Raw genomic sequence first — 16,240 nt, 5'->3', positions numbered from 1 at the left:
GCAAGCGACCCGATATGGACCTGAATTTCACCCCCGAAGAAGAAGCCTTCCGCGCCGAGGTGCAGGCTTTCTTGAAAGCCAAGCTGCCCGAACGCATTGCCACCAAGGTCAAGGCCGGGCAGCGCCTGTCCAAGGCCGACCAGGACGAGTGGCACGCCATCCTGAACGAGCGCGGCTGGCTGGCCAACCACTGGCCCAAGGAATACGGTGGCCCCGGCTGGGGTGCGGTCGAGAAGTTCATTTTCGACACCGAATGCGCCCTGGCCGGTGGCCCGCGCATCGTACCCTTTGGGGTGAACATGCTGGGCCCCGTGCTCATCAAGTTTGGCAACGAGGCGCAAAAAAAATACTGGCTGCCGCGCATCCTGAGCGGCGAGGACTGGTGGTGCCAGGGCTACTCCGAACCCGGCGCGGGCTCGGACCTGGCTTCGGTCAAGACCACGGCAGTGCGAGTCACTGACGAAACAGGCGACCACTACATCGTCAATGGCCAGAAGACCTGGACCACCCAGGGCCAGCACGCCAACATGATCTTCTGCCTGGTACGCACCGACCGCGAGGCCAAGGCCCAGTCGGGCATCAGCTTCTTGCTGGTGGACATGAAATCGCCCGGCGTGGAGCTGCGCCCCATCCGCACCCTGGATGGCGACAAGGAAGTCAACGAGGTGTTCTTCACCGACGTGAAGGTGCCGGTAGAAAACCTGGTGGGCGAGGAAAACAAGGGCTGGACCTACGCCAAGTATTTGCTGACCTACGAGCGCACCGGCATTGCAGGCGTGGGCTTTTGCATTGCCGCACTGGCCAAGCTCAAGGTGGTGGCCGCCAAGGTGATGAAGAACGGCCAGCCGCTGGACCAGGACCCGCTGTTTGCCGCCCGCATGGCCCAGGTTGAGATTGACCTGGAGAACATGAAGACCACCAACCTGCGCGTGATTGCCGCCGTGGCCGGTGGCGGCGTGCCGGGGGCGGAAAGCTCGATGCTCAAGATCCGTGGCACCGAAATCCGCCAGGAGATCCTCTCGCTCATCCGCCGTGCGGTGGGCCCGTACGCGCTGCCCTTCATCGAAGAAGCGCAGTACGAAGGCTATGCCGACGAACCCGTGGGCCCGAAAGAGGCGGCCACGGCCGCCGCCAACTACTTCAACTACCGCAAGCTGTCGATCTTTGGCGGCTCCAATGAAATTCAGAAGAACATCATTTCCAAAATGATCCTTGGTTTGTGAGGCCGCTGCGATGAACTTTGAACATACCGAAGACCGCCGCATGCTGGCGGACACCTTGAACCGTTTTGTGGCCGAGCAGTACGGGATCGAAATCCGCAACCACATCGCCTACGGCGACAGCGGCATGGACGCAGCGCTGTGGGGCCGCTTTGCGGAGCTGGGTGCGATTGGCGCGCTGTTCCCCGAGGCCGATGGCGGCTTTGGCGGCGCGGGCTTTGACGTGGCCGTGGTGTTTGAAGCCCTGGGCGCAGGCCTGGTGGTGGAGCCCTTTGTGGGCGCATTGGTGGTGGGCCGGGGACTGGGCCTGGCGGGCAGCGCTGCGCAAAAGGAACACATTGCCAGCATCATCGACGGCAGCACCGTGGCCACACTGGCGCATGAGGAACCCGGCGCGCACTATGCCCAGAACCGAGTGACCACCCGCGCCGTGCGCAGTGGCGATGGCTGGCTGCTGACGGGCCACAAGGCCGTGGTGTTGCATGGTGACCAGGCGCAGATGCTGCTGGTCAGTGCCCGCACAGCGGGCGCTGTGGACGATGAAGACGGCATCTCGCTGTTCCTGGTGCCCGCCGATACCGCAGGCCTGAGCCGCCGTGGCATGGGGCGCATCGATGGCGGCCGTGTGGCAGAAGTCAGCTTGCAGAATGTGCAGGTGGGTGCCGATGCACTGCTGGGCACTGAAGGGCAGGGCTTTGCCACGCTGGAACATGCCGTGGGCTGGGGCATTCTGGCCGTGTGCGCCGAGGCGCTGGGCGCCATGGATGTGGCCAAGAAGCACACGCTGGAATACCTGCAAACGCGCAAGCAGTTTGGTGTGCCCATTGGCAGCTTTCAGGCCCTGCAGCACCGCATGGCCGACCTGCTGCTGGAAGTGGAGCAGGCGCGCTCTGCAGTCATCAACGCAGCGGCCGCGATGGACAGCACCGACCGCACCGAGCGCGAGCGCGCGCTGTCGGCCGCCAAGGTCACCATGGGCCGCATCGGAGCGTTGGTGGCTGAAGAAAGCATTCAGCTGCACGGCGGCATTGGCATGACGTGGGAGCTGCCCCTGTCCCACTACGCCAAGCGCCTCGTTATGGTGGACCACCAGTTTGGCGATGAAGACCACCACCTGGCGCGCTTTATCGCGCTGGGTCGGAGCTGAAGCCATGGAGCAGCCACTGCCTCTGCTGCAACGCCGTGAGGGCGCGGTGCTCGTGCTCTCCAACAACAACCCTGCCGCGCGCAATGCGCTGTCGCCCGCGTTCTATGCAGCGCTGACCGAGGCACTGGCACAGGCCGAGGCCGACCCCACCGTGGGCGCCATCGTGCTCACGGGTGAAGGCGGGCACTTTTGCGCGGGCGGCGACCTGCGCCAGTTGGCCAAGCGGCGCGAGCTGCCCGTGGAAGAGCGCCGCGCCAAGCTCGAAGGCCTGCACGACCTGATCCGCACCGTGCGCGATTGCCGCAAGCCGGTCATTGCCGCGGTGGAGGGCGCTGCGGCGGGCGCCGGCCTGTCGCTGGCGCTGGCCTGCGACATGCTGGTGGCTGCGCGCAATGCCGTGTTCTCGGTCGCGTATGTGAAGGTGGGCCTCACGCCCGACGGCGGTGCTACCGCCTTCCTGGCCGAGTTTGTGTCCCGCCAGGTGTTGACCGAGCTGTGCCTCACGGGCGAACGCATCTCGGGTGAGCGGCTGCATGCGCTCGGCCCCGTCAACCGCCTGGCCGAGCCGGGCGAGGCACTCGCCCAGGCCGTGGCCCTGGCTGCGCAAGTTGCCACCGGGCCTGACACCGCGATGGCGAACATCAAGGCCCTGTGCCGCAGCGCCTATGTGCAGCCGCTGGCTGACCAGCTGGAGCTTGAGGCACAGCTGATGGTGCTGTCACAGGCCACCGAAGAATCCCGCGAAGGCATCGCTGCGTTTCTGGAAAAGCGCCCGGCCGATTTCGCACGCTTGCGCCAGGCTCCTGCCACTGCCGCTACCCAACCCGACACTACGAAATGACCACTACAACACCGACACCCCCGCTGCCCGAGGGCATGGACTTCCCGCTCGACGGCGTGCGCGTGCTCGACCTCTCGCGCGTGTTTGCCGGGCCGCTGTGTGGCCAGGTGCTGGCCGACTTTGGCGCTGACGTCATCAAGGTGGAGCACCCCGGCCGGGGCGACGACACCCGCGACTGGGGCATGCGCATCGGCAAGACCGAGACCACCTACTACAACAGCATGAACCGCAACAAGCGGTCCATCACGGTGGATTTGCAGACGCCCGAAGGCGTGAAGATCATCCGCGATTTGCTGCCGCAGTGCGATGTGGTGATCCAGAACTTCAAGACCGGTGGTGCCGAGAAGCTGGGCCTGGGCTACGAGCAGCTTAAGGCCATCAAGCCCGACCTCATCTACTGCTCGGTGGCGGGCTACGACAGTTCCGGCCCCGAGGCCAAGCGACCCGGCTACGACCTGGTGATTCAAGGCGAGGCCGGGCTGATGGCGCTGAACGGCGAGGCCAGCCAGCCACCGCTGAAGTTCGGCGTGGCTGCCGTGGACATGATGACCGGCATGTACGCGGCGCAGGCCGTGCTGGCCGCGCTGTTTCGCCGCAGCACTACGGGCAAGGGCCGCCACATCGAAATGGCGCTGTACGACTGCGGCCTAATGATCACCGGCTACTACGGGCTCGACGCCATGCTGCTGGGCCACGACCCGCAGCGCTACGGCAATGCCCACCCGTCCATCGTGCCCTACGGCATGTTCGAGGCACAGGATGGTCCGCTCATCATCGCCGTGGGCAACAACAGCCAGTTCGACAAGTTCTGCCGCCAGGTGGTGATGCGTCCGGATATCGTCGAAGACCCACGTTACGCCACCAATGTCGAGCGTGCCCGCAATCGACTGACCCTGTTGCCCCAGATGAAGGCGCTGATCGCCAGCTTCCCGCGTGATGTGCTTCTCGAACGCCTGAGCGCTGCTGGCATCCCTTGCGGCAGGGTGGCCGGCCTGCACGAGGCGCTGACCAGCGAGCGTACGCGCCGCGGCGGCCTGCTGCAGGAAATGCCCCACCCCGTGGCGGGCACTACGCATGTGTTCGCGCCGCCTTATCGACTCGATGGGCAGCGCCTGCCCATCCGCAACGCCCCGCCCACGCTGGGCGCCGCCACGCGGGAGGTGCTGCAGCAACTGCTGCAGCTGCCCGAGGCAGAGCTTGAAGCCCTGCGCGACAAGGGCGTGCTCACGCTTCCATCGCTCTAAATACTATAAAAATAATAGCTTCAATCGCTTGTTAGGTAAGCGCTAGAGCAAATTTCAACCTCAACCAGGAGACAAACATGAACATCACCCGCATTCACCGCCGCCGCGTCCTGCAGGGCTTGGCCGCCTTGGCCAGCACCGGCCTGCTGGGTTCCGCACTGGCCCAGTCGGGCAAAGATGCCTGGCCCAGCAAGCCCATCAAGCTGATCGTGCCCTACCAGGCCGGTGGCGCCACCGACATCACCGCCCGCACGCTGGGCGAGAAGCTCTCGGCCCGCCTGGGCCAGCCCGTGTTGGTAGACAACCGTGGCGGCGCCGGCGGTGTGACCGGCACCGACCAGGCGCTCAAGTCACCGGCCGACGGTTACACGCTGCTGGTGTCGCTGGGTACCACCATGCTGATCAACCAGTACCTGTACGAGCGCCTGCCGTACCAGCCGCAAAAGGACCAGGCCCTCATCACGCAGATCGCCCTGGCTCCGGTGGTGCTGCTGGTGCATCCGCAGCTGCCGGTGTCCACCGCGGCCGAGCTGATGAGCTATATCGACCGCAACAAGGGCAAGGTCGCCTACGGCTCGTGGGGCATGGGCTCGTATGCCCACCTGGCTGGCGCCTGGCTGTCCGACAAGCACAAGGCCGACATGAATCATGTGGCCTACAGGGGCGAGGCGCCCATGCTGCAGGACCTGGTGGGCGGGCAGTTGCAAATGGCATTTGCCAGCCTGCAGTCGGCCCGGCCGTACATTGATTCCGGCCGCCTCAAGCCGCTGGCCGTGACGGGCACCCAGCGCATGGATGCGCTTCCCAAGCTGGCCACCATGGCCGAGCAGGGCATCAAGGACGAGGTGTTCCAGGTGACAGGCTGGTTGGGCATGAGCGCCCCGGCCAACACCCCGCCGGAGGTCGTGGCCCGCCTGGGCCGCGAGCTGCAGGCCGTGATTGCGCTGCCTGAGGTGCGTGAGCGCATCCAGCAGATGGGTTTCATCCCCGTCGGCAGCAGCCCCGAACAGTTCGGCGCCCAGTTCAAAAAAGATGCACCCGTCTGGGAGCGCGTGGTCAAGGTGTCCGGCGCCAAGCTGGACTGATGCAACCCCTCCAACAACCTGAGCCCGTTTTGACCCCAATGTTTGTCTCTCGCACCTTCGCAGCCCGCCGCGCCGTGCTGGCCGTGTCCGCCGCTCTGGCGGCCAGCGCCCTGTGGGGCGCGGCCTCGGCCCACGCGCAAGCGTGGCCCACCAGGATGATCAAGCTGGTGGTGCCCTTCCCGGCAGGCGGCCCTACCGATACTGCCTCGCGCATCGTGGGCCAACGCCTGGCCGAACGGCTGGGCCAGCCCGTGGTGGTGGAAAACCGTGCAGGTGCTTCGGGCTCCATCGCTGCCGCCCAGGTGGCCAAGAGCCCGGCCGACGGCTACACGCTGATGATGCTGGCCACGCCCACGCTGCTGGCGCCGCACCTGTACAAGAAGGCGGGCTACGACACGGTGAAAGACTTCACGCCCGTGGCCACGGTGTACGACCTGCCCATCGTCGTGGTGGTCAATCCTGCCCAGATGCCTTCTGTGACCGATCTGCAAAAGCTCATTACCCATGCCAAGGCCCGTCCAGGTCAGCTCAACTACACCAGCTCAGGTGCGGGCAGCTTTGGCCATTTGAGCATGGAGCTGCTCAAGCAGATGGGGGGCTTTGAAATGCAGCACATTCCCTACAAAGGGGGCGTGCCCGCCATTACCGACACCATCGGCGGCCAGGTGCCGCTGATGTACGCCGACCTGGTGGCTGCGCTACCGCACATCCAGACGGGGAAGCTGCGCGCCATCGCAGTAGGGTCGCCCCAGCGCGTTGCCATGCTGCCCGATGTCAATACCATCGCCGAGCAGGGCTTCAAGGGCTACGAGGCCGTCTCGTGGGGTGGTCTGCTGGCGCCGCCCGGTACGCCCAAAGCCGTGGTGGACCGCATCGCAACCGAGGTGCAGCAAATCCTGGCCGAGAAGGACACGCAGGACAAGTTGTTGACTGCAGGCGCCATCGCTGCATACCAAGCGCCCGACAAGATGGCCCGCCGCATTCAGCAGGACTACGTCAAGTGGGGTACTGTGATCCGTGACAAGGGCATCTCGAACGAGTAAGCCTGCGCACCCGCACTCCCACAACAAAAATCAAGGAAAACAATCCCATGAAAGTTCTCGTCCCTGTCAAGCGCGTGGTGGACTACAACGTGAAGGTCCGCGTCAAATCGGACAACACGGGTGTAGACATCGCCAACGTGAAGATGAGCATGAACCCCTTTGACGAAATCGCCGTTGAAGAGGCCGTGCGCCTGAAAGAAAAAGGCCTGGTGACCGAAGTCATCGCAGTTTCCTGCGGCGTGGCCCAGTGCCAGGAAACCCTGCGCACTGCCATGGCCATTGGGGCCGACCGCGCCATCCTGGTCGAGACCGACGTCGAGCTGCAGCCCCTGGCCGTTGCCAAGATCCTCAAGGCCCTGGTCGACAAAGAACAGCCTTCTCTCATCATCCTGGGCAAGCAAGCCATCGACGACGACGCCAACCAGACCGGCCAGATGCTCGCGGCCCTGGCCGACCTGCCCCAGGCCACGTTCGCCAACAAGGTTGAACTGTCGGCCGACAAGGTCAGCGTGACGCGTGAAGTGGACGGCGGCCTGGAAACCCTGCAGCTGTCGCTGCCAGCGGTCATCACCACCGACCTGCGCCTGAACGAGCCCCGCTACGTCACCTTGCCCAACATCATGAAGGCCAAGAAAAAGCAGCTCGATACAGTCAAGCCCGAAGACCTCGGCGTGGACGTAGCGCCGCGCCTCAAGACCCTCAAAGTCACCGAGCCCGCCAAGCGCGGTGCTGGCATCAAGGTGGCCGACGTGGCCGCTCTGGTCGAGAAACTCAAGAACGAAGCGAAGGTGATCTAAATGTCGGTACTCGTTATTGCTGAACACAACAACGCGTCCGTCAAGGGCGCCACGCTGAACACCGTGACGGCCGCTGTGGCCTGCGGTGGCGACGTGCACGTGCTGGTGGCTGGCCACAACGCCGGTGCAGCCGCCGCCGCAGCCGCCCAGATCGCCGGCGTCGCCAAGGTCATCCACGCCGACGCCCCTGGCCTGGAACACGGCCTGGCCGAGAACGTGGCCGCGCAAGTGCTCGCCATCGCAGGCAACTACAGCCACATCCTGTTCCCCGCCACCGCCAGCGGCCGCAACGTGGCCCCCCGCGTGGCCGCCAAGCTGGACGTGGCGCAGGTCAGCGACATCACCAAGGTGATTTCTGCCGACACCTTCGAGCGCCCCATCTACGCCGGCAACGCCATTGCCACCGTGCAAAGCGCCGACAGCGTAAAGGTCATCACCGTGCGCGCCACGGGCTTTGACGCCGCAGCCGCCACGGGCGGTTCCGCAGCCGTTGAAACCGCCGCAGCCACCGCAGACGCTGGCAAGAGCAGCTTCATGGGCAGCGAAATCGCCAAGAGCGACCGCCCCGAACTCACGGCCGCCAAGATCATCGTCTCCGGTGGCCGAGCCCTCGGCAGCAAGGAAAAGTTCGACGAAGTGATGACGCCGCTGGCCGACAAGCTGGGCGCCGCTTTGGGTGCCAGCCGGGCCGCAGTGGACGCAGGCTACGCCCCCAACGACTGGCAAGTGGGCCAGACCGGCAAGATCGTGGCGCCGCAGCTGTACATCGCAGCGGGTATCTCTGGCGCCATCCAGCATTTGGCGGGCATGAAGGACTCCAAGGTGATCGTGGCGATCAACAAGGACCCTGAGGCGCCGATCTTCAGCGTGGCCGACTATGGGCTGGAGGCGGATCTGTTCACGGCTGTGCCGGAGCTGGTGAAGGCGCTGTAGGAGCAGCGCATACGGAGCAAGGCATCCGGCACCGCGATTCGGGTGCTATTGAAAACATAGCTGTTTGCGCCTGATTGGAAAGCGCTACAGCCTGTTTTGACTAAAAAAGACCAAGGAGACAAGACCATGAACGCTTCCCTTTCCCGCCGCCGTGTCGTGCAAGCCGCTGGCGCAGCGCTGGCCAGCGCTGCCCTGCCCGCGCTGGCACAAACGGCCTGGCCGAGCAAGCCGATCAAGATCATCGTGCCCTACACGGCGGGCGGGTTTACCGACCAGATGGCGCGTCTGCTGACTTTGGGCCTGCAAAAGCAGTTCGGTCAGTCGGTTGTCATCGACAACAAGCCCGGCGCCAACAGCATCATCGGCGTGGATGCTGTCGCCAAGTCCACTCCGGACGGTCACACCTTTGGCGTGGTCATTCCGGCCTTTACCGCCAACACCACGCTCTACCCCAAGCTGCCCTACAACCCGCGCAAGGACCTGGTGGGGGTGTCGCTGCTGGGTGTTTCTCCACTGGTGGCAGCGGTGGCCCCCAATGCACCGTTCAAGACGGTGAAGGAACTCGTGGCCTATGCCAAGGCCAACCCGGGCAAGGTGAGTTTTGCCTCGTCAGGCACGGGCTCTGCCGCGCACCTGACCAGCGAGTTGCTCAAGTCACTCACCAAGACCTTCATGGTCCATATACCCTACCGCGGCGCCGCGCCGGCGCTGACGGATTTGCTCGGCGGCCAGGTGCCTTTGTTCCTCGACCCTCCGCCCAACCTGATTCAGCCCGCCAAGGCAGGCCGCATCACCCTCATCGGCGTGGCCAGCGAAAAGCGCTTGCCCATGTTGCCCGACGTGCCCACCTTCATCGAGCAGGGCGTGCCGGGCATGCTGGGCAGCACCTGGGCCAGCATGATTGCTCCCGCCGGCACGTCGCGCGACGTTGTCAAGCGCATGTCGGACGCGGTGAACGCCATCATCCAGAGTGAAGAGACCAAAGCCAAGCTCGAAACCATGGGTACCTTCGGAGAGGGCACCACACCGGAGGCGTGCGATGCCTTCTTGGCTGCTGAAACGACCAAGTGGGGCAAGGTGATCCGCGACGCGGGTGTCACGCTGGACTGAGAAGGTGTGCACCCGGCCTGGCCTGACGGCCAGGATTTACGCGTAGCGCTTGGCCCGCAGGTTCTCTTTCATCTGCTGCAGGATCGGCTGCAGCGAGCTGCCAATGCGCAGCGCCACACAGGTGGCCAGCACGTCGATGATGAGCAGGTGCATCAGCCGCGACACCATGGGGCTGTAGCGGTCGTAGCCCTCGGGGTGGTCGGCGGCCAGGTGGATCTGGCAGGTGCTGGCCAGGGGCGAGCCGCTGGCGGTGATGGCGATGGTGGTGGCGCCGTTCTTGCGGGCGATGTCGGCGGCGTCCATCAAATCGCGGGTGCGGCCCGAGTTGGAGATGATCACCGCGCAATCGCCCGGGCCCAGCAGGGTCGCGCTCATCACCTGCATGTGGCCGTCGCTGGTGGCAATGGACGTGACGCCCAGACGGAAGAACTTGTGCTGCGCGTCCTGTGCCACGATGCCCGAGTTGCCCACGCCGTAGAACTCGATGCGTTTGCCGGTTTTCCAGGTGGCTGCAATCGCCTCGGCCGCACGCTCCAGCGCCACGGTGCTGGCGGCATTGCGGTATTGCAAAAAGGCCGCCACGGCGTTGTCCACCACCTTCACCAGCACGTCGCCGGTCTTGTCGTCGGCGTCCACGCTGCGGTGGATGAAGGGCACGCCTTCGCTCACGCTGCCTGCCAGCTTGAGCTTGAAATCTGCCAGTCCGTCATACCCCATGCTGCGGCAAAAGCGCACCACCGTGGGTTTGCTCACGTGCGCGCGTTCGGCCAGTTCACGCACGGGCAGGCGTGCAAAAGTGCGTGGGTCGGTTAGCACCAGCCGGGCAACGCGCTGTTCGGCGGGGGCCAGGGAGGGCAGGGAGGCGGTGATGCGGTCGAGCATGTCTCAGTCAGGGTGTGCAGCGCGGGCTGCTCAGGTGAGGCCTTCGAACAGGTTTGGGGGAACCATTCTTAATGTAACTTGGTTCCCAAGGCGGCGGGGAGGGCGCCATCCCCGCCTTTCAACCTGCTTGCACCCAGTCTGGGAGTTTCCCCCCTGACCCTGGCCTGCCTGCAGGACTAGCATCCTTGCATCGCGTTAATCACGTTATCCAGATACTGAGGAGACTCCCATGCGCAAACCTTTGCTGACGAAACTTCTGTCCGGTGCGGCCCTGGTGGCCACCGCCTCCGGCAGCTGGGCCCAAGGCCAGGTCAACATCATCTGTTCGGTGCAGGCTGAGTGGTGCAACCTGATGTCCACGGTGTACGCCAAGACCACCGGCACCAAGGTCAATATGACGGCCAAGGGCTCAGGCGAGGCACTGGCGCAGCTCAACGCCGAGCGCGCCAACCCCAAGACCGACATCTGGTTTGGCGGCACGGGCGACCCGCACCTGCAGGCGGCCGAGCAGGGCCTCACGCTCGAATACAAATCGCCCCAGTTGCCGCAGCTGTACCCCTGGGCGCAAAAGCAGGCGGCGGATTCCAAGTACCGCACGGTGGGCGTGTACCTGGGCCCGCTGGGCTTTGGCTACAACAAGGAGCTGCTGGCCAAGCGCAAGCTCAACCCGCCACAGTCATGGGCTGACCTGCTCAAGCCCGAGTTCAAGGGCGAGGTGCAGATGGCCAACCCGGCATCGAGTGGCACGGCCTACACCATGATCGCTACGCTGGTGCAGATGATGGGCGAGGAAAAGGCGTTTGAATACCTCAAGGCCCTGCACCCCAACATCAGCACCTACACCCGCTCGGGCACGGCGCCCGTCAAGGCGGCCGCCCGGGGCGAGACCACGGTGTCGGTGAGCTTCGTGCACGACGTGACCACTGAGGCGGTCAATGGCTTCCCCGTGGGCTCGGTCACGCCTTCGGAAGGCACGGGCGCCGAGGTGGGCTCCATGAGCATCGTCAAGAACGGCCCCAACACCGAGGCCGCCAAGAAGTTCTACGAATGGGCACTCACGCCAGGCGGCCAGCAGTTTGGCCTGGCGGCCAAGCAGTTCCAGCTGCCCAGCAACACGCAGGTGCCCAAGGACCCGCGCATGACCGACCCTTCCAAGATGAAGCTCATCAACTACGACTACGCCAAATACGGCGCCAGCGCCGAGCGTCGCCGCCTGATTGCGCGCTGGGAAAAAGACGTGCAGAACGCGGCGCGCTAAGGGGTGGTGGTGTCGGCAGCAGCAGCGGCGGCGCACGCAACCCTCCGAACCACAGCACCCAGCGCCTCGGTCAACCGGCCCTTGTGGGTCTGGCTGGTCGTGGGCGTGCTGGGTTATCTCGTGTTCCCCTGGTATGCGCAGCAGGATGCCAATGGCCTGCTCGCGGTGGGCCAGGTTTTCAGCGGCGAACAGGCGGCCAACGGGCTCATGCAGGCGGCATTGTTTGGTCGGCCCTGGCTCTGGCTAGGCCTGGCCGGTCTGGCCGTGGCGGGGCTGGGCGCCTGCCTGCCTGCGGGACGCAAGCAGGGCGCCGTGCTTGCGGCGGGGGGCGCGCTGGGGCTTGTGGCCTTGTTGCTCAGTGGCTTTGCGATTGGCGCACGCGGCTGGGCCTTTGAGTGGATGAACACCAGCTTGGGCGAGCTGGGTGCGCGCCAGCCCGGCATGGGCTGGGGCGGGTTTGTGGTGTTGTCAGCGCTGCTGGTGCTGCTGTCGTTTGGCGTGGCACGGCGAGGATTTTTCAAAGGCGATCTGTTCGTAGCGGCTGCGGTGGTGGGCTGTGGCAGCCTGCTCGCGCTGTTCATCGTGTTCCCGGTGCTCAAGGCGTTGTCGGCTGCGTTTTTTCTGGAGGACGGCCCGTTCTCGCTGGCCGTGGTGTGGGAGCGCATTGCGCACGAGCGCAACTTTGGTCTCTCGTGCCTGGCGGGTGGCCAGCGCTGCGGCGTGGCCTGGAACACGCTGTTCCTGGGGCTGATGACCGCCACCAGCACCACGCTGCTGGGCACTTTCATGGCGCTGATGGCCGAGCGCGCGTCGCGCCGCTATGCGCGGCCGCTGAACATCGTGGCGCTGCTGCCCATCATCACGCCACCGTTTGTGGTGGGCCTGGGGCTCATCCTGCTGTTTGGCCGTGCCGGGGTGTTCAACCAGTTTCTGGAATACGCGTTCGGCATCACGCCCACGCGCTGGTTCTACGGCTGGCTGGGCATCTGGGTGGCGCAGACCTTTGCGTTCACGCCCATCGCCTTCATGATCATGCGCGGCGTGGTGCAGGGCGTGGCGCCCAGCCTGGAAGAGGCCGCACAAACCCTGCGCGCCAGCCCGCACCGCACTTTCATGACCGTGACCCTGCCGCTGCTCAAGCCCGGCCTGGCCAACGCGTTTTTGGTGGGCTTCATCGAAAGCATGGCGGACTTCGGCAATCCCATCGTGGTGGGCGGGCAGTTCTCGGTGCTCTCGACCGAAATCTTCTTTGCCATCGTGGGTGCGCAGTACGACCAGGGGCGTGCCGCGTCGCTGGCCTGGATCCTCACGTTCTTTGCGCTCACCGTGTTCGCCATCCAGCGCGGGCTGCTGGGCAAGCAGAACTTCACCACCGTGTCGGGCAAGGGCGACGCGGGCATTGCCATGCCGCTGCCCACCGGTGTGCGCCGCGTGGTGCATTCCATCGCGCTGCCCTGGATGGCCTTCACCCTCATCGTCTACCTGTTTGCGCTGGCGGGCGGTTTTGTGCAGACCTGGGGGCGCGACTACACCATCACGCTGGCGCACTTTCGCACGGCGTTCAGTGTGGAGTGGGGCGAATTTGGTGTGGTGTGGGCGGGCACCGCGTGGAACTCGTTTTTCACCACGCTCAAGCTCGCGGCCATCTCGGCGCCGCTCACGGCCACGCTGGGCATCGGCATTGCGTGGCTGCTGGCGCGCACCGAGTTCCGGGGGCAGGGCGCGTTCGAGTTTGCAGCGCTGCTGGCCTTCGCCATCCCGGGCACGGTGCTGGGCGTGAGCTACATCCTGGCCTTCAACGTTCCACCGTTCGAGCTGACAGGCACGGCGCTCATCATCGTGCTGTGCTTCATGTTCCGCAATCTGCCGGTGGGCGTGCGGGCGGGCACGGCGGCGTTCAAGCAGCTGGACCGGTCGCTGGATGAAGCGTCCGTCATGCTGCGCGCAGGCAGTGTGCAGACGCTGCGCCATGTGGTGCTGCCGCTGCTCAAGCCTGCGCTGGTGGCGGCGCTGGTCTACAGCTTTGTGCGCGCCATCACCACCGTGAGTGCGGTGATCTTCCTGGTCACCGCCGAGAACGAGCTGGCCACCACCTACATCATTGGCCGCGTGGGCAATGGCGACTATGGCGTGGCGCTGGCGTACTGCACGGTGCTCATCATCCTCATGTCGGCCTCCATCGGGCTCATTCAGCTGCTGGTGGGTGACCGCAAACTCGGTCGGCGCGGTGGCTTATGACCCCCCCCTGAGTCGCCTTCGGCGCCTTCCCCCCAGGGGGGCGACGCCCTCGCTACGGGGCGGCCCTTGCTCGGCGTCCCACGCCTGGACCGCGCCAGTTGCTAGGCGCAATCGTCAATTGAAAAGACAACCATGAACAACAACGACGCGGGCATCGTGTTCCGCAACATCACCAAGCGCTACGGCAGCGACAGCAGTGCGGCCCTGGCCGTCAAGGGCATCAGTTTTGAGGTGCCGCGCGGCACGCTCACCACCATCCTCGGCCCCTCGGGCTGCGGCAAGACCACCACCTTGCGCATGATCGCGGGGCTGGAGTCGCCCACCTCGGGCGAGATCTTCATTGCCGGCAAGGACGTGACCACACTCGGCCCCGCGCAGCGCAACGTGAGCATGATGTTCCAGAGCTACGCGCTGTTCCCGCACATGAACGTGGTGGAAAACGTGATGTACGGCCTGCGCATGTCGGGCCAGCCCAAGGAGCAGGCACGCACCAAGGCCGTGGAGGCGCTGCGCGGCGTGGGCCTGGTGGGCTATGACGACCGCCTGCCCAGTGAACTCTCGGGCGGCCAGCAGCAGCGCGTGGCCCTGGCCCGTGCGCTGGTGCTGGAGCCCGAGGTGCTGCTGTTCGACGAGCCCTTGTCCAACCTCGACGCCCGCCTGCGCCGTGAGATGCGCGAAGAGATCCGCGCGCTGCAGCAGCGCCTGTCGCTCACGGTGGCTTACGTCACACACGACCAGGCCGAGGCCATGGCCGTGAGCGACCAGATCATCGTGATGAACCAGGGCTTGATTGCGCAGAAGGGCTCGCCGCGCGCGCTGTACGAAACCCCGCACAGCGAGTTCGTGGCCGGTTTCATGGGCGAGGCGATGCTGTTCCCCGCCGTGGCCGACGCTGACGGCACGGTGGCACTCGGCCCGCTGGTGCTGCGCCCCCGCATGGCGGTGAAGAGCGGCCCGGTAAAGGTGGCGGTGCGGCCGGAGGCCTGGCGTATTCACCGCCAGGGCGCGGGCCTGCTGCCCGCCCGGCTGGACAAGCGGGCCTACCTGGGCGCGGTGCACGAATACACCTTTGACACCACGCTCGGCCACATCTTTGTGGTGTCGTCCGACCTGGATGATGTGCTGGCCGTGGGTGATGACGTGCAGCTGAGCCTGGGTGTCCACGGCGTATCGGTGGTTGGTAGTACCGAAGGTGCCCAACGTGATGCGGAATAATGGCGCCATGAACCAACTCGACGCCCTCAAACAGTTCACCACCGTGGTTGCCGACACCGGCGACTTTCTGCAACTGGCCCAGTTCCGTCCGCAGGACGCCACGACCAACCCTTCGCTGATACTCAAGGCGGTGCAAAAGCCAGAATACGCGCCCCTGCTCAAGGACACCGTCGCCAAGTGGCAAGGGCGCGCCATGGACGAGGTGATCGACCGCCTGCTGGTGCGTTTTGGTTGCGAAATCCTGACCCACGTGCCCGGCCGCGTCTCCACCGAAGTGGATGCGCGTCTGAGCTTTGACACCAGCGCCACCGTCACGCGCGCCGAGCGCATCATCGAGCTGTACCAGGCCGAAGGCATCCACATCGACCGCGTGCTCATCAAGATCGCGGCCACGTGGGAGGGCATCCAGGCCGCTGCCCAGCTGGAGCGCAAGGGCATCCACACCAACCTCACGCTGCTGTTCTCGTTCGCCCAGGCCGTGGCTTGCGGCCAGGCCAAGGTGCAGCTGATTTCCCCGTTTGTGGGCCGCATTTACGACTGGTACAAGAAGCAGGCGGGCGCGAGCTGGGATGAGGCCGCGCGCGCGGGCGCCAACGACCCGGGCGTTCAGTCGGTCACGCAGATCTACAACCACTACAAGCGTTTTGGCATTGCCACCGAGGTGATGGGTGCAAGCTTCCGCAACGTGGGCCAGATCACGGCGCTGGCTGGGTGCGACCTGTTGACCATTGCGCCGGAGCTGCTGGCGCAGCTGGCGGCGAGCGATGCGCCGTTGCAGCGGGCGCTGGATGCTGGCGTTGCGAAGGGGATGGATCTGCCAGCGGTGAACTATGACGAGGCGGGGTTCCGCTATGCGCTGAACGAGGACGCGATGGCGACGGAGAAGCTGGCCGAGGGGATTCGGGCGTTTGCGGTGGATGCGGTGAAGCTGGAGAAGCTGATTCTGGCGGCTTAAGGTCAGCATTTTTAGTGGTTTTGGCGGCTAGCGCTTGTGTAGAAAGCGCTAGCCGCTATTGTTTTTATAGTTCCCTAGTTTGCCCCATACCGTTCGGGCTGAGCTTTTCGAAGCCTTGGCGCGCTGGTTTGAAAAGCATGCTTGTGTTGAGGGCGGAGGCCGGGTTGTCGCCCCGGCAGGCGACTCACTTTCTTTTGCTTCGCCAAAAGAAAGTAAGCAAAGAAAAGGCGACCCCCAGTCTGCGACCCCTGCGCTTCGCTACGGGGCAAACC

Annotated in this window: 14 protein-coding genes; 13 read left to right on the top strand and 1 reads right to left on the bottom strand. The window is 65.0% G+C overall.

Translation table 11 applies throughout. The annotated features are described in order from the left end of the window. Positions 1–14: 14 nt before the first annotated feature. The 9 genes from ACODS0_RS21465 (at position 15) to ACODS0_RS21425 (ending at position 9,420) form a co-directional block, all read left to right on the top strand. Positions 15–1,223 carry an acyl-CoA dehydrogenase family protein gene (locus ACODS0_RS21465; protein WP_488837066.1) on the top strand — a complete coding sequence of 403 codons (1,209 nt, stop codon included), beginning with the start codon at positions 15–17 and terminating at the stop codon, positions 1,221–1,223. 10 nt (positions 1,224–1,233) lie between these two features. Beyond that, positions 1,234–2,367: an acyl-CoA dehydrogenase family protein gene (locus ACODS0_RS21460; RefSeq protein ID WP_488837064.1), complete on the top strand. Its 1,134-nt coding sequence runs from the start codon at positions 1,234–1,236 to the stop codon at positions 2,365–2,367. 4 nt (positions 2,368–2,371) lie between these two features. Continuing rightward, the gene (locus tag ACODS0_RS21455; RefSeq protein WP_218299088.1) at positions 2,372–3,208 is read left to right on the top strand and encodes an oxepin-CoA hydrolase, alternative type; all 837 of its coding nucleotides are present in this window, start codon (positions 2,372–2,374) and stop codon (positions 3,206–3,208) included. Beyond that, positions 3,205–4,452, top strand: a complete 1,248-nt coding sequence (locus ACODS0_RS21450) for a CaiB/BaiF CoA transferase family protein (protein WP_121422342.1) — start codon at positions 3,205–3,207, stop codon at positions 4,450–4,452. Before ACODS0_RS21455 ends, ACODS0_RS21450 begins: the two co-directional genes overlap by 4 nt. A gap of 77 nt (positions 4,453–4,529) precedes the next feature. Then, positions 4,530–5,537 (top strand): Bug family tripartite tricarboxylate transporter substrate binding protein, encoded by a 1,008-nt coding sequence (locus ACODS0_RS21445; RefSeq protein ID WP_487261981.1) that lies wholly within the window; start codon positions 4,530–4,532, stop codon positions 5,535–5,537. 38 nt (positions 5,538–5,575) lie between these two features. Continuing rightward, complete coding sequence (locus ACODS0_RS21440) at positions 5,576–6,580, top strand: tripartite tricarboxylate transporter substrate binding protein (protein WP_488837061.1); 1,005 nt, start codon at positions 5,576–5,578, stop codon at positions 6,578–6,580. Between the two features lie 47 nt (positions 6,581–6,627). Next, positions 6,628–7,377, top strand: a complete 750-nt coding sequence (locus tag ACODS0_RS21435; RefSeq protein ID WP_176888366.1) for an electron transfer flavoprotein subunit beta/FixA family protein — start codon at positions 6,628–6,630, stop codon at positions 7,375–7,377. Beyond that, a complete protein-coding gene (locus ACODS0_RS21430) occupies positions 7,378–8,310 on the top strand; it encodes an electron transfer flavoprotein subunit alpha/FixB family protein (protein WP_488837058.1) in 933 nt (310 codons plus the stop codon). A 126-nt stretch (positions 8,311–8,436) separates the two neighbouring features. Beyond that, positions 8,437–9,420 (top strand): tripartite tricarboxylate transporter substrate binding protein, encoded by a 984-nt coding sequence (locus tag ACODS0_RS21425; RefSeq protein ID WP_431151911.1) that lies wholly within the window; start codon positions 8,437–8,439, stop codon positions 9,418–9,420. A 36-nt stretch (positions 9,421–9,456) separates the two neighbouring features. On the opposite strand, the gene ACODS0_RS21420 is transcribed toward ACODS0_RS21425, so the two are convergent. Beyond that, positions 9,457–10,302, bottom strand: a complete 846-nt coding sequence (locus ACODS0_RS21420; RefSeq protein ID WP_055394300.1) for a MurR/RpiR family transcriptional regulator — start codon at positions 10,300–10,302, stop codon at positions 9,457–9,459. 229 nt (positions 10,303–10,531) lie between these two features. On the opposite strand from ACODS0_RS21420, the gene ACODS0_RS21415 reads away from it, so the two are divergent. The 4 genes from ACODS0_RS21415 (at position 10,532) to tal (ending at position 15,968) form a co-directional block, all read left to right on the top strand. Further along, positions 10,532–11,560: an ABC transporter substrate-binding protein gene (locus ACODS0_RS21415; RefSeq protein ID WP_488837056.1), complete on the top strand. Its 1,029-nt coding sequence runs from the start codon at positions 10,532–10,534 to the stop codon at positions 11,558–11,560. A gap of 99 nt (positions 11,561–11,659) precedes the next feature. Next, positions 11,660–13,798 carry an ABC transporter permease gene (locus ACODS0_RS21410; protein ID WP_370449771.1) on the top strand — a complete coding sequence of 713 codons (2,139 nt, stop codon included), beginning with the start codon at positions 11,660–11,662 and terminating at the stop codon, positions 13,796–13,798. A gap of 132 nt (positions 13,799–13,930) precedes the next feature. Further along, positions 13,931–15,013: an ABC transporter ATP-binding protein gene (locus tag ACODS0_RS21405; RefSeq protein WP_121422351.1), complete on the top strand. Its 1,083-nt coding sequence runs from the start codon at positions 13,931–13,933 to the stop codon at positions 15,011–15,013. Between the two features lie 7 nt (positions 15,014–15,020). Next, positions 15,021–15,968, top strand: a complete 948-nt coding sequence (gene tal / locus ACODS0_RS21400; RefSeq protein WP_121422352.1) for a transaldolase — start codon at positions 15,021–15,023, stop codon at positions 15,966–15,968. The last annotated feature ends 272 nt before the right edge of the window (positions 15,969–16,240 follow it).

It is taken from the genome of Acidovorax sp. FG60 (assembly GCF_057808995.1).
This window is presented reverse-complemented; position numbering and strand designations above follow the sequence as displayed.

Coding starts and splice junctions, on each gene's coding strand:
- ACODS0_RS21405 (WP_121422351.1), top strand. CDS start 13,931: ATGAACAACAACGACGCGGGCATCGTGTTCCGCAACATCACCAAGCGC.
- ACODS0_RS21455 (WP_218299088.1), top strand. CDS start 2,372: ATGGAGCAGCCACTGCCTCTGCTGCAACGCCGTGAGGGCGCGGTGCTC.
- ACODS0_RS21425 (WP_431151911.1), top strand. CDS start 8,437: ATGAACGCTTCCCTTTCCCGCCGCCGTGTCGTGCAAGCCGCTGGCGCA.
- ACODS0_RS21445 (WP_487261981.1), top strand. CDS start 4,530: ATGAACATCACCCGCATTCACCGCCGCCGCGTCCTGCAGGGCTTGGCC.
- ACODS0_RS21465 (WP_488837066.1), top strand. CDS start 15: ATGGACCTGAATTTCACCCCCGAAGAAGAAGCCTTCCGCGCCGAGGTG.
- ACODS0_RS21440 (WP_488837061.1), top strand. CDS start 5,576: ATGTTTGTCTCTCGCACCTTCGCAGCCCGCCGCGCCGTGCTGGCCGTG.
- ACODS0_RS21460 (WP_488837064.1), top strand. CDS start 1,234: ATGAACTTTGAACATACCGAAGACCGCCGCATGCTGGCGGACACCTTG.
- tal (WP_121422352.1), top strand. CDS start 15,021: ATGAACCAACTCGACGCCCTCAAACAGTTCACCACCGTGGTTGCCGAC.
- ACODS0_RS21435 (WP_176888366.1), top strand. CDS start 6,628: ATGAAAGTTCTCGTCCCTGTCAAGCGCGTGGTGGACTACAACGTGAAG.
- ACODS0_RS21420 (WP_055394300.1), bottom strand. CDS start 10,302: ATGCTCGACCGCATCACCGCCTCCCTGCCCTCCCTGGCCCCCGCCGAA.
- ACODS0_RS21450 (WP_121422342.1), top strand. CDS start 3,205: ATGACCACTACAACACCGACACCCCCGCTGCCCGAGGGCATGGACTTC.
- ACODS0_RS21415 (WP_488837056.1), top strand. CDS start 10,532: ATGCGCAAACCTTTGCTGACGAAACTTCTGTCCGGTGCGGCCCTGGTG.
- ACODS0_RS21430 (WP_488837058.1), top strand. CDS start 7,378: ATGTCGGTACTCGTTATTGCTGAACACAACAACGCGTCCGTCAAGGGC.